This window comes from Desulfosarcina alkanivorans (assembly GCF_009688945.1).
GTDB classification, from domain to species: domain Bacteria; phylum Desulfobacterota; class Desulfobacteria; order Desulfobacterales; family Desulfosarcinaceae; genus Desulfosarcina; species Desulfosarcina alkanivorans.
The window spans coordinates 2,976,676-2,989,533 of record NZ_AP021874.1 but is presented as its reverse complement, the minus strand read 5'-3'; the positions used below and the strand labels follow the sequence as shown (position 1 = coordinate 2,989,533).

At 59.8% G+C, this 12,858-nt stretch carries 7 protein-coding genes; 2 read left to right on the top strand and 5 right to left on the bottom strand.

The genetic code is table 11. The features are described from left to right. Positions 1-43: 43 nt before the first annotated feature. The 5 genes from acsB to DSCA_RS13140 all read right to left on the bottom strand — a co-directional run bounded on the left by acsB (position 44) and on the right by DSCA_RS13140 (position 10,579). Positions 44-2,257: an acetyl-CoA decarbonylase/synthase complex subunit alpha/beta gene (acsB, locus tag DSCA_RS13160; protein ID WP_155316863.1), complete on the bottom strand. Its 2,214-nt coding sequence runs from the start codon at positions 2,255-2,257 to the stop codon at positions 44-46. A gap of 40 nt (positions 2,258-2,297) precedes the next feature. Continuing rightward, a complete protein-coding gene (gene cooS / locus DSCA_RS13155) occupies positions 2,298-4,316 on the bottom strand; it encodes an anaerobic carbon-monoxide dehydrogenase catalytic subunit (RefSeq protein ID WP_155316862.1) in 2,019 nt (672 codons plus the stop codon). 50 nt (positions 4,317-4,366) lie between these two features. Continuing rightward, positions 4,367-5,938 carry an acetyl-CoA decarbonylase/synthase complex subunit delta gene (locus DSCA_RS13150; RefSeq protein WP_155316861.1) on the bottom strand — a complete coding sequence of 524 codons (1,572 nt, stop codon included), beginning with the start codon at positions 5,936-5,938 and terminating at the stop codon, positions 4,367-4,369. A 601-nt stretch (positions 5,939-6,539) separates the two neighbouring features. After that, positions 6,540-8,495, bottom strand: a complete 1,956-nt coding sequence (locus DSCA_RS13145; RefSeq protein ID WP_155316860.1) for an ASKHA domain-containing protein — start codon at positions 8,493-8,495, stop codon at positions 6,540-6,542. 209 nt (positions 8,496-8,704) lie between these two features. Further along, the gene (locus tag DSCA_RS13140; protein WP_155316859.1) at positions 8,705-10,579 is read right to left on the bottom strand and encodes a bifunctional acetyl-CoA hydrolase/transferase family protein/GNAT family N-acetyltransferase; all 1,875 of its coding nucleotides are present in this window, start codon (positions 10,577-10,579) and stop codon (positions 8,705-8,707) included. Positions 10,580-10,927: 348 nt separating this feature from the next. Between DSCA_RS13140 and DSCA_RS13135 the strand changes: the two genes are divergently transcribed. Together DSCA_RS13135 and DSCA_RS13130 are read left to right on the top strand one after the other, a co-directional pair. After that, positions 10,928-11,461 (top strand): TRAP transporter small permease subunit, encoded by a 534-nt coding sequence (locus tag DSCA_RS13135; protein ID WP_231716475.1) that lies wholly within the window; start codon positions 10,928-10,930, stop codon positions 11,459-11,461. Next, positions 11,461-12,786, top strand: coding sequence for a TRAP transporter large permease (locus DSCA_RS13130; RefSeq protein ID WP_155316858.1), 1,326 nt, complete (start codon positions 11,461-11,463; stop codon positions 12,784-12,786). Before DSCA_RS13135 ends, DSCA_RS13130 begins: the two co-directional genes overlap by 1 nt. Positions 12,787-12,858: the final 72 nt, after the last annotated feature.

The window sequence follows — 12,858 nt, the reverse complement described above, 5'->3', positions numbered from 1 at the left end:
GGTAACGGAGCGGGCAGCGGTGCCCGCCCCGTCGACTTTGCTGTTAGCCGATCAGCGGATCCATGGACAGCGCCGGATGGCCTTTTTCCTGGAGGTAGGGCAGGATCTCCTCCTCGGTGATGCCCACGGTTTCGTCGGCGATCATGTCGTAAAAGTTGTCGATCCCGTTTTCCTTGCCGAATCGTTCCAGACGTTCCTTGATCTCTTCCTTGAGGATCTTGGGCATCCAGACCATCCGTGCCAGGCCGCCGTCACCCTTGATGAATTTTTTCTGGGTGATGTTGAACTTGGAGTGGCCCACGAACCCGGGTGATGATGCCCCGCCGCCCATGACGCCGGCCAGGGTGGTGAACTTCATGCCGCAGGGGGTTTCCCCGGCGTAGTCGCGGTTGACCGTCATGACCCCGTTGCACGAGGGCAGCATGGCCGCGATGCACTCGCAGCAGCCGCAGGTGGTCATGGGATCGGTGACCATGGAGTAGAAGTTGTAATGGGTAACGGCTCCGCGGGACGCTTTGTAGACGAAGTCGTTGACCCCTTTCCACTGGCCCAGGACCGGGTCGATGCATTCGCCCTTTTCAATGGGCTGGTTGGGGCCGGTGGGGTTGATTTCATATGACGCCTTGCAGTCCATCCAGTTGTAGGCGCCGCACAGGCCGGTCCGCTCCGGGCTGACCGAGCAGACATGGTTGGGGGCGAAGGACTGGCACAGGGTGCAGGAGTAGAACACTTCCACGTCCTCGTCGGTCATCTTCTCCACCCGCTCGTCGCGCATTTTGTATTCGGCGCGCGCCCTTTTGGTCAGCTCGTCCACATCGGCTTTCTTGGTCTTCAGGGTGACCTGAACCTTGTCCAGGATCTTGCCGAAGTCCTGGTGGAACTTGGCGTGCAGCACGACACCGATGTCTTTGAGGGTGAACCCCTTCTCGATGGCGGCCTTGCTGATGCGCACCCAGGAGATGTCGCGCTGGCCGATGTGCATGATGCCCTGGATGTAGTTGATCAGATGGTGAATCTGGCGTTCCAGGATCGGCTCGAAGTCGCTCTGGAATTCGCGGCCGGCCACCTGGATGTATATCCCCATGGGGAAGGTGTCGCCTTCTTTGAGGTCTTCCACGTCCGGACCGTCCACAATGACCTTGCCGTCTTCGATGTCGTTCATCTCGGCCATCTTGACCAGCTCGGTGCACTGGGTCTTGCCGCCGCCGCACTGGGCGTACAGGTCGGCGCCGCGTACACGCTCACCTTCGTAGGCCGGACCGAAGGCGCAGGGGATTTCGATGTCGGAGACGATGGTTTTCAGGCCGCGGACTTCGACCGACCGCTGGCAGATCTCGTCATGGGGTACGTTGGCCACCACGTGCTCGTAGGTGCAGATACCCGTGGGCAGGATCTCGGGGATGTCGGTGTCCGCCAGGGTCGGGAAACCCCAGTTGACGCAGCCGGCGGCCGCCACGCCCCACTCGGTGCCGATGTCGCCCAGGGCGTTGACAAAGGCAAAAATCCGGTCCTTGTTGTAAAGCAGAATCTTTTTGTGGTCGCCGGGCTGGACGCCGCCGAAGGCCATGGCCGCACGGTTGGCAAACCCGAGGGCGAATACGGCCGAGGAGATGTCCGGTCCGAAGGGCACGATACGGGTGTTCCACCCGATCTGGACATCCTGTTGGATCAGCTGCTCGATAACCGAGGTGCCGTTGTGGTTGGCCGCGCAGAACATGTAGAGGCTGCGTTTCTGGTAGTCTTCGATGATGTCCTTGGCGATTTCAGGCGTTGGGGCGGCACCCACGATGGCGGCAAAGCCGGGGGCCGAACCGTCCACGAACTCCACACCGCGTTTCCGCAGGATGGTGTCGTCCGCCGGGCCCACCCAGATCTTTCCGGCGTCGATATCCGGATCCTCTTCCGCAATGTAGAAATCCGGCTGGTCGAGAATCCGCAGGGCTTCGATGATTTCGTAGGAGAAGATGGCGCCCATGCCGGCGTCCAGCAGGGGACCGAGGTAGGGCAGGTGGTTTTTGCCCTTGACATGGGGAGGCAGCAGGCCCCGGGCAAATTCCAGCGGTTTCTTCAGGTCTTCCAGGGTTTCCACCTTCATGCCGGTGAGGGAGTAGATCACCGGCAGGTAGTAGGCCGTGTTGGGAAAACCGATCTTGGTATCGGCGTTGTAAGTTTCGAGCGCCTTTTTGTAGAGGCCTTCAGCGGTGGAGACCACTTTGTACCCACCTTGAATGGCGGCAAATGCGACTAATTTAGACATATCGTATTCCTCCTTCGTTGAGGATCTGGTTGAAGATCAATTATGCATCCAGGGCCTGGCGGTCGGCCATATCCATGAGGACGCGTTCCCTGGCCTTGTCGATACCCAGTTCCTTGCGTTTCTTGTCGATGTGGGCGATCATCAGCTGGGCATGCTTGATGGGATCGACCTCCAGATCCCACTTGCCGCCGTAGACCTTTTCCAGTTCCTTGGACAGGTAGTCGTGGAACACCGGCGCACCGGAGGTGGGCAGGGTCACGCCGAATACCGTGTAAACCCCGGAGGCGACGAAGTAGTGGCCGATGGAGATGGCCTTTTCACTCATCCATTCGGGGGCGCTGCCGGCCACGGGCACGTCGCAGATGTCCTTGCCCAGTCCGCCGGCCTTGACCACTTCGGTGGCGGCCAGCAGGATGCGGCTGTTGTCCACGCAGGAGCCCAGGTGCAGGACCGGCGGGATACCCACGGTTTCGCAGACTTCGGCCAGACCCGGGCCGCAGTGCACGGCTGCCGCTTCCGGCGTCAGCAGGCCTTCCATGGCGCAGGCGATGCCGTTGCATCCGGTGGTCAGGACGATGACGTCGTTCTTGATCAGTTCCTTGACGACCTGGATGTGGCCTTCGTTGTGGCGGGTACGGGCGTTGTTGCAGCCCACGACGCCGGCGATGCCGCGGATGCGGCCGTTGATGATGTTGTCGTTGAGGGTGTAGTAGTCGCCGCGGAAGGTACCGCCCAAGTGATACTTGATGGACTCGACGCCGAAACCGGCGACCTGGGTGGCCTTCTGGCGGGGGATCATCACTTCGGCGCCGCGGTTGGCGAAGTTGTCGATAGCCATGCGGACGATCTTATCGGCATCTTCCAGGGCGTAGTGCTCGTCGAACTCGATGTGGATGACGTTGTCCTGCTCCATCTTGGCGATGGGGTGGGTGGTGATCAGTTTGGTGTGGAAGCACTTGGCCACGTTGGCCAGGTTCTGCATGATGCACTGGATGTCCACCACCATGGCGTCACAGGCGCCGGTGATGATGGCCAGCTCCTGCTGCAGGAAGGTGGCCGCCGAGGGAATGCCGTGGCGCTGGAGGATCTCGTTGGCCGTACAGCAGATGCCGCCCAGCTGGATGCCCTTGGCGCCCTTGGATTTGGCATATTCGACGATTTCCGGTTTCTGGCAGACGGCCACGATCATCTCGGAGAGCACCGGTTCATGGCCGTGGACGATGAGGTTGACGTGGTCTTCCTTCATGACGCCCAGGTTGGCTTCGGACTGCAGGGGGTAGGGGGTGCCGAAGAGCACATCCTGCAGGTCGGTGGCCAGCATGGAGCCGCCCCAGCCGTCGGCGATGGCCGCCCGGGTGCCCTGCTTGATCAGGTTCTTGTAGTCCTGGTCGACGCCCATGTGGGTGCGGTGCATGATTTCGACGATCTCGCGATCGATATTGCGGGGGATCACGCCGTTTTTCTTCCATTTTTCATACAGCGCTTCCGGCGCACGTTTGGCGTAGAGCAGTTCGCCTTCGGGTTTGCCCCACTCGTTGATGGCTTTCTCGGCCACTTCCACTGCGATTTCGTCGACGTCGCGATCCTTGACCTCGCCATCCTCTTCGACGGTGACGGCCACATCCAGGAAGGGGGCGATTTCCAGCAGTTTGTTGACGTCCTTGATCTGGTAGGCGTCGGTCTCCTTGCGGGCCGCCGACCGGAATACTTCGGCCACGCTGCGGCCGTGGTCGGAGTGGGCGGACGCACCGCCGGCGATCATGCGGATGAAGTTACGGGCGGCGATGGTGTTGGCCGTGGCGCCGCACAGGCCTTTGCGTGTATCTTCGCCTTCGATGCCACCCTTGGGCAGGGGCAGGCGACAGGGGCCCATGGAGCAGTTTTTACAGCAAATCCCCTGCATGCCGATGGCGCAGGGTTTCATCTGGACCGCACGATCAAAGACCGTATCGATGCCCATTTTCTGGGCACGTGCGATCATTTCCTGGCTGGCCGTATCGATGGTTGCGGCGACGGGATCGGCCAGTTTCGGGCCTTTCGTTTTTTTCAGTTCTGCCATCAGAGGTTCCTCCTCGTATTGATTTCGGCAAAGGTTAACGGTTCGATGCCCTAGTAAAGCGAGACACGTCGATGCACCCAGTTGAGCCGGCTGAGAATCTTTTCGGCTTCCGACTTCTGCTCAGCGGCAGCTGTCATGGGAACGGGCTCGTCCGTACCGGCCGCGGCGTGTTTGGCGGCCATTTTCTCGCGTTCGGCGGCGCGCTTCTGACGCAGGGCGTCTTCGGCAGCCTCCCTGTCGGCGGCCGCCTTGGCGGCGGCTTCCTTCTCGGCCCTGGCTTTGGCCTCGGCGTCGGCCTTGGCTTTGGCTTCGGCATCCGCTTTGGCTTTGGCGGCGGCCTCTGCTTTGGCCTTGGCTTCGGCTTCTGCTTTGGCTTTGGCGTCAGCCTCGGCTTTGGCGGCGGCTTCGGCTTTGGCTTTGGCTTCGGCTTCGGGGTCGACGGCCGGCGCTGCAGGTGCAGCCGGCGCTGCAGCCGGTGCCGGCTCAGCCTTCTTTGCTGCAGCCGGGGCGGCGGCGGGTTTGGCCGCCGGTTTGGCGTCAGCCTTGGCAGCGGGTTTGGCCGGTGCCGCTTTTTTCTCTTCTTCGATGGACAGGTCCGGCTCCGGTGCCAGGGCGGCCAGATCCACGGAGACCCCTTCCAGCCGTTTGGCGATGGGGCTGATGTCGGCGGCATTGCCACCGTCCATGGCGATGTCGATGAAGGCCTTGACCAGTCGGATGGACTCGGGGTGGCGCATGATCAGGATGTCGGATCCGGCCATGATATAAGTCACGGCCCCTACGGTTTCCATGAGGATGCCGCGTTTTTCCGGGTCACCCAGGGTCGGTGCTTCGTCAACACCCTGCTTGGCTTCCTTGCACTTCCAGATTTCGTTGGCCAGGTTGTTGATCAGGGGCATCTGGAGCTTGTCGTCGCCCTGGGCCATGGCCGCCATTCTCAGGCGTTCCATCACCGAGTAGCTGTACTCCAGGCCATAGCCCAGGCCGCCGGTGGTGGGGTCGATGAGCACCCGGTCCATGGGCATTCCCAGGTTCTCCAGCAGGATGTTGACCTGCTTTGCCAGGTTGACGTCGATGGGCGACGAGCTGATGATGGCGTGGCCGTATCCCATGGCCGCCGCCCCGATGCCCTTGTGGTTCTTGTCTTCCACCGGACCGAGGGTCAACTGCACATCCTGGCAGTCTTCGGCGATCTGCTTGAAGACCGCTTCGTCCTTCTCGATGTTGGCGACGCCCCAGACGACCAGGGGGACATCGATGGCGGCCAGCACCTTTTTGACCGTGGCCGACGCATCCGACGGACTGGCATCGTTGCCGTTGGGGTCGATACTCTTGAGTTGCAGCACGATGATTTCGGCGCCGTATTCGTCGACGCACTTCTTTGCCCATGCGGCCGGGTCGGAGACCACGTCTTTGAAGGGCTCCAGTGCCGCTGCCGGCCACTCTTCAGGTTCCATGTCCCAGATTTCCATGGCCACTTTCGGTTTGTGGGGCATTTCCCCCTCAAACTGATAGAGCGGGTAGCAGGTTTCGCCACCAACGGTAACGGCCTTGTCGCCGCTACCGATGGAGATCGCCTTTATCTCACCTGCATAGGATTCCTTATAGAATTCAAAACTCAAAGCTTACCTCCTTATCAGCTACCGGTTAATGATTGAGGTGTTCGACAGGTTCACGATGGTGCTTCCTCGTTTATGGCCGGAGCGCAGATACTCGGCCAGGAACTGAAATGCTTAGGCCCCCTTTCATTAAAATATTTTTAGTATATATGATATCTACAGCGGTAGATAAGAAGCCGGGGAAGAATATGGGCGGGAATAGGGTGCCGTTGGGGGCGGCGCGATGGATATTTATCGTGTTCATGCTAGGCATCATCGACAAAACAATCCTCTGGTGTGCAAATAATGACTTATTTGTCTGTCGGAAGAACAACTTGTAATAACAATACGAATAGGCCGTTTGGGCCGGGATGGCTCTCCGCTTCCCAAAGGCGAAAAACCAGAAAATATTCTTATATGTTAGACCGTTTATTTGTCAATAGATGAGTTCGATTAAATCCCAATTTCCTACTAGATTGTCTTCAGTGTCCAGTGGGCGGTCCGGGCCGCCCGGATGCCTGACGAGATATTGATCGGGATAACGATTTCAGCGATTTCATGAAAAATCCCCAAACCGATGTTCTGTCTCTTCCGCCCTCCACGGGAGCGACAGGAGGAGGACGTTTTACCCCTTTGCCTTCCCGTGCCGCTGTGCCATCCGTTCCTTGAGCCGCGGGAACTGGTCCATGTCCGTGTGGGGCAGAAACAGGGCCGCCACGTAATTGTCCATGTAGGACATGGTCTCTGACAGTTCGAAGTTGGTCATGCTGCGGGTCACCTCCACCACGTCCTTGCGGATGCGGTTGGTCAGGCTGCTCATCTTGGCCCCCATGAGGGAGCTGTTGCCGATGAAGGTCACTTTCTCCGGGTCGATTTCCGGCAGCAGGCCGATGGTCATGGCTTTTTCCAGGTCCACATAGCTGCCGAAACCGCCGGCCAGGATGATGCGGTCGATGTCGGCCATGCCCATGCCCACTTCGGTGAGCAGGGTGATGCAGCCGCTGAAGATGGCCCCCTTGGCCCGGATCAGGTTTTCGATGTCGATTTCGGTCAGGGCGATGTCCCGGTCGATCTGGGTTTCGTCCGCCCAGGCCAGGACGTATTCCCACACCCCGTTGTCCTCCCGGATGCGCCCGGTGGGCAGATCCCGGTTGAATTTGCCCAGGTTGTTGATCAGGCCCAACTCGAACATGACGGCGGTCATGATGATCAGCCCGGATCCGCATATCCCCTTGGGGCGCTGGTTGCCGATGGTCATGAGCATGGGTTCCCAGGTGGCCGGATCCAGTGAAAAATCCTCGATGGCGCCCTTGGCGGCGCGCATGCCGAATTTGATGCCGCCCCCTTCGAAGGCCGGCCCGGCGCTGCAGGCGGCACAGGCCAGCCAGTCCCGGTTGCCGATGACGATTTCCGCATTGGTGCCGATGTCCATGAACAGGGTCAGCCGGTCGTCCAGGTACAACCCCGCCCCCATGACACCGGCCACGATATCGCCGCCCACGTAGCTGGAAACGGCCGGATAGACCAGGGCCGTGACGTGATCCCGCAGGTCCAGGCCGATGTCCACCGCCCGGATGGGCGGGTAGAGGGTCGACGCAGGTACGTAGGGAGACCGCCGGATATAGCGCGGGTTGACCTTGAGCAGCAGCTGGGTCATGGTGGTGTTGCCGGCCAGGGTAATGGCGGCGATGTCGTCCGGATCCACCCTGGCCCGGCGCACGATCCGGTTGACGATGCCGTTGATGGTTTCGGCCACCACCTTGTGGAGGCGGTCCAGCCCTCCCTCTTTTTCCGCAAAGACGATCCGGCTGATCACATCCTCGCCATAACTGATCTGGCCGTTGAAATCCCCGTGTTCGGACAGGACATCCCCGCTTTTCAGGTCGATGAGCTGGCCGTAGACCGTGGTGGTGCCGATGTCCATGGCAATGCCGTAGATGCGGTCGCTGGTGTCTCCGGGCTGGACGTTGACGATTTCGGTCTTGCCGCTGTCCATGACCGGCCGGGCCAGGGTGGCCGTCACCCTAAAGCCGTCCTTGCGCAGCACGTCGGGAAGCTTGCGGATCACCGGCAGGCTCACCGTCAGCCGGTGCTCGTCGTGGTGGAGCTTCAGGTGGCTGACCAGCCGGGTGACATCGGGCAGGTGGTCCTGGTTGTCCGGTTCGGGCAGCTCGATGTAGATTTTTTCCACCGGCGGCAGGAAGAGCCCCTGTTCCTTCAAATCGTTGAGGTCCATCTGCCGGATGCGGGCCGTGCGCCGCGGGACGTAGCGCTGGCTCAACACGCTGGCGTCGACGGCCGATTCCACGGGCACCCGGATCACCACATCCCCGGTGATCGTCGACCGGCAGGCCAGGCGGTAGCCCTTCTCACGGTCCTCGGTGCTGATCTGCTCACTGACGCCCCCCTGGACCTGACCCTGTTCGACGAGCACCCGGCATTTGCCGCAGACGCCCTCGCCGCCGCAGGAGGCGTTGATGTGAACGCCGGCCTCCATGGCTGCGCGAATGAGGTTCTCGCCGTCGTTCACCTTGATTTCCCGGTTGTGGGGAAGAAATTTGATGGTATGGGTGGTGGTCATGGGTGAGATTCCTTATCAACAGGTTATTTCTGAGATTCGCGTTTTTGTATTCGTTCACAGAATGTTGAAATTAGAAATTGGAGATTCGGTCTGCATGCTTTTGGTTACCAATTTTTGAACGCGTCGCATCGCTTCCCAATTTCTGCTTTCCAATCTCAAGTTTCAAACCATTCCCTGATTCATCACTTCGCAGTCCCTCAATTCTTTGGTTATTTCATATCGTCAAAACGGCAGCTGAGGGCAATCAGGCCATCTTCCATGGCGGTGGACACATTCACCGGCAGGCTGTTGAACAGGTTGATCATGCCCTGGTTTTCGGGTGCCGTGTAAGCGGAAAAGCCCGCGATACCGTTGTCCCGGGCGCCTTCGAAAAGTTTTTTCATCAGCCGCCGGCCGATGCCTTTGGCCTGCCAGGGACCGCTGACCGAGAAGGCCACCTCGGCCAGGTTGCTCGATGGATCCAGCAGGTACTCGCCGATGCCCACCACCTTGCCGAAGCCGAACTCGCCCACCACGGCCAGGATGGTCAGGTTCTGGATGTAATCCACCTGGGACACCTCGCCCACATCGTCATAAACGAAGCTGGTCTTTTCGTGAAAAAAGCGGGAGAGGATATCGTTTTTGTCCAGGGTGTAAAAATGCTCCTGGATCCGGCGCTCGTCGACCGGTTTGGCCGGCCGGATGGTTACCGTTTTTCCTTCAATCTCCAGCGTCTCTTCCAGGCGGATGGGGTACACCCCGTGCAGGGCGCCTTTGATCGTTCGTTCGGGGCCGATCAGGTTCATCTGTTTGGCCTGGTGCAGCAGCTCATCCCGAAAATCCGGATGGGCGATGCTGATCATGGCCATGGCCCGTTCCTGAAGGCTTTTGCCGAACAGGTTCACCACGCCGAATTCGGTGGCCACGTATTGGACGTCCGCCCGCGGCACCACCACGGCGGTGTCGCCCAGCATGGGAACAATGCGGCTTTTCCTGCCCCCCCTGGCGGTCGCCGGAAGCATGATGATGCTTCGCCCTCCCTCGGACTGAAAGGCCCCCCGGATGAAGTCCAGCATGCCGGTGACACCCGAAAAGTTGTTGAACTCCAAGGCGTCGGCGGCCACCTGTCCGGTCAGATCCAGGGCCATGGCGACGGACAGGGACACCATCTTGTTGTGGGCGGCAATGATGCCCGGTGTATTGACGACGTCCGACGGATGAAACTCGACGGCCGGGTTGTCGTTGATGAATTCATACAGGCTGGGGGAACCGATGGCGCTGCTGGCCACCATTTTACCGTTGTTCAACCCCTTGCGGCGGTTGGTGATCACCCCCCGGGCAAACAGGTGCATGATTTCGTTGGTCATATACTGGGTGTGAATGCCCAGATCGTTTTTGTCCCTCAGCGTCATCAAGGTGGCCCGGGGGGCCGTCCCCGGGCTGATCTGGAGTGTGGAACCGTCGTCGATGAGGCGGGCGATCAGCCGGGCGATGGTATCGGCCGCCCCGGATTCGGGAACCGATGGCAGGGTGAGGATGGGTTCCTGTTTTTCCACCACCAGATGGACGTCGTTGACATGAATGAAACTGCGGCCCTGCACCCGGGGCATTTCCGGATTGACCTGAACGATGACCAGATCCGCGGAACTCGCCGCCGCCAGGGTGATGTCCACGGAAACCCCCAGGCTCATCCAGCCGAAATCGTCGGGCGGCGTCGCCTGGATCAGGGCCACGTCGACCGGCAGACGGCGGCTTTTGAACAGCCGCGGCACGGCAGACAGGTTAAGCGGGGTGAGAAAGCGGGATTTTTCGGCCAGGCGCCTGGATTTTGCCGACCCATTGTAAAATGAGCGGATGTTCAGGCGCTGGTCCCGGGTGCGGTCGGCGATCAGCGAGAGCGGAGCGGTTTCCAGGGACATGAGCCGGACAATTTCCAGATCGGTAAACCAGGCGGTCGCCTCGGAGAGGGTCTTGACCAGGTGCTGGGGTTCCCCGCAGGACGAGCCGATGAACACACGCTGGCCGGGCCGGATGTGCCCGATGGCATCCTCGGCCGTGCAGCGTTTTTTTACGTAGCTGTCCGCCCAGTATAAGTTGCCTGCCATGACCTTGTCCTTCAGACGGTCTGTCGCCGGTCCTGGGGCGTCCGGCCGACGGATGCCCGGTGGCATCGACGCCGGAGACGCCCGTTTTTGATTGAGCGTATATTCATAACCTGTCGCCGGGCCTTTATCAAGCAAAAGCGGTGCTGTCTGAAAAAGGCAGTGGCAACCGGCCGGACGACCTGTCTGATGAATCCCGTTCACTTTTTCTACGTGTTGACAATGAAAACGATATAGTGTAACAAACTTAAACCTTTACTAATTTTGGGCGACGCCGGTTGCGCTGGCGATCCGGAACGTGGCAAAACGAAAAATCGAGTTCATGCGGGTTAATCTATTCAGGCGGTTTTCATGGTCAATATGTTAAAGGTCTTTTGCGGCGCCATCGACAGGTCCAACGAAATGGTGGGCCGCATGGTTTCCTGGGTCACCCTGCTGCTGGTACTGGTTGTGTTTGTCGATGTGGTCATGCGGTACCTGTTCAAGACCAGCTTCGTTTTCACCCAGGAGCTGGAGTGGCACCTGTTCGCTTTCATTTTCCTCATCGGTGCCGGCTACACCCTGCTGCACGATGGCCACGTGCGGGTGGACATCATTTATCAGCGGCTGAGCACCAAAGGGCGTGCCTGGATCAACCTGATCGGTGTTATTTTTTTTCTGATCCCCGGTTGCTACCTGGTCATCGTCACCTCATGGAAGTTTGTGGGCAATTCCTTCTCCATGCTGGAAGGCTCCCCGGATCCGGGGGGCATCCCCTACCGTTTCATTGTCAAGGGAACCATGACCGTGGGGTATGCCCTGCTGCTGCTGCAGGGCCTGTCCATGGGCGTTCATGCGCTGCTGCAGGTTCTGGGCGTTGAAACGGCTGAAGAGGAGAAGGGTTGATGGAGTATTTGCCTGCGTGGATGTTTCTGGCCCTGACGATCCTCTTGATGGCGGGTTTCCCGGTTACTTTTACCCTGATGGGCACGGCCATGTGTTTTGGCCTGATCGGCTTCGGCTGGTCCTTTTTCAACCTGCTGCCCCTGCGCATATGGGGGGTGATGACCAACGTCACCCTGATCGCCGTTCCCCTGTTTGTCTTCATGGGCGTGATGCTGGAGCGCTCCGGCCTTGCCGAAGAACTGCTGGACACCATGGGGCTCCTGTTCGGCCGCCTGCGCGGCGGGCTGGCCGTCTCGGTGGTGGTGGTGGGTGCCCTGCTGGGCGCTTCCACCGGCATCGTCGGGGCCACGGTGGTGACCATGGGGCTGCTGGCGGTGCCCACCATGCTCCGACGCGGCTATAAGAATGAACTGGCCACCGGTACCGTTGCCGCTTCCGGTACGCTGGGCCAGATTATCCCGCCCAGCATTGTTCTGGTTCTCATCGGCGATATCGTCGGCGTTTCCGTCGGCGACCTGTTTATGGGGGCGGTATTTCCGGGGTTGCTGCTGGTGGGCCTGTTTGTTCTGTATATCCTGGTCGTTTCCTGGGTGCGCCCCAAATGGGCGCCGGCCATTCCCAAGGCCGAACTGGCTGCCATTTCGCCCCGCCAGCTGGCGGCCCGAATGGGCAGAGCCCTGTTTCCGCCCCTGTTTCTAATGGTGGCGGTGCTGGGTTCCATTTTCGCCGGGATCGCCTCACCCACGGAAGCGGCCGCCGTGGGTGCCGTAGGCGCCACCCTGCTGACCCTGGCCAACCGGAAATTTTCCATGACGATACTCCAGGAGGTGATGCAGACCACCGTGCGCCTGACCTGCATGGTATTTATCATCCTGTGCGGGGCGGCACTGTTCGGGCTGGTTTTCCGCGGACTGGGCGGTGACGGGCTGGTGAGGGAATTTCTCGGTTCGCTGGCCGACAGATACAGCCACAACGTGGTGCTGGCCATCGTCATGGGCCTGATTTTCGTGATCGGCTTTTTCCTGGATTTTATCGAAATCACCTTTATCCATGTACCCGTCCTGGCGCCCATCATGATCGAGTTCGGCTTCGATCCGGTCTGGTTCTGCATCCTGATCGCAGTCAACCTGCAGACCTCGTTCATGACGCCGCCCTTCGGGTTCTCCCTGTTTTACCTGAAGGCGGTAACGCCGCCGGAAATTTCAACAGGACACATCTACCGGGGCATCATCCCCTTTGTCCTCGTCCAGATTATCGGCCTGGCCATCGTGGTCCTTTTTCCCCAGTTGGCTACCTGGCTGCCGAAAGCGGTGTTCGGACCATAAATACTTTGCTGCAATCCAGCTGTATCTGACAAGGCAGGATCCAATCCGTTCAGTTCAACAGGTAATGAAGCA

What these genes read in the sequence shown, in the direction of transcription:
- acsB (WP_155316863.1), bottom strand. Translation starts at nt 2,257, where the DNA reads ATGTCTAAATTAGTCGCATTTGCCGCCATTCAAGGTGGGTACAAAGTG.
- cooS (WP_155316862.1), bottom strand. Translation starts at nt 4,316, where the DNA reads ATGGCAGAACTGAAAAAAACGAAAGGCCCGAAACTGGCCGATCCCGTC.
- DSCA_RS13145 (WP_155316860.1), bottom strand. Translation starts at nt 8,495, where the DNA reads ATGACCACCACCCATACCATCAAATTTCTTCCCCACAACCGGGAAATC.
- DSCA_RS13140 (WP_155316859.1), bottom strand. Translation starts at nt 10,579, where the DNA reads ATGGCAGGCAACTTATACTGGGCGGACAGCTACGTAAAAAAACGCTGC.
- DSCA_RS13135 (WP_231716475.1), top strand. Translation starts at nt 10,928, where the DNA reads ATGGTCAATATGTTAAAGGTCTTTTGCGGCGCCATCGACAGGTCCAAC.
- DSCA_RS13130 (WP_155316858.1), top strand. Translation starts at nt 11,461, where the DNA reads ATGGAGTATTTGCCTGCGTGGATGTTTCTGGCCCTGACGATCCTCTTG.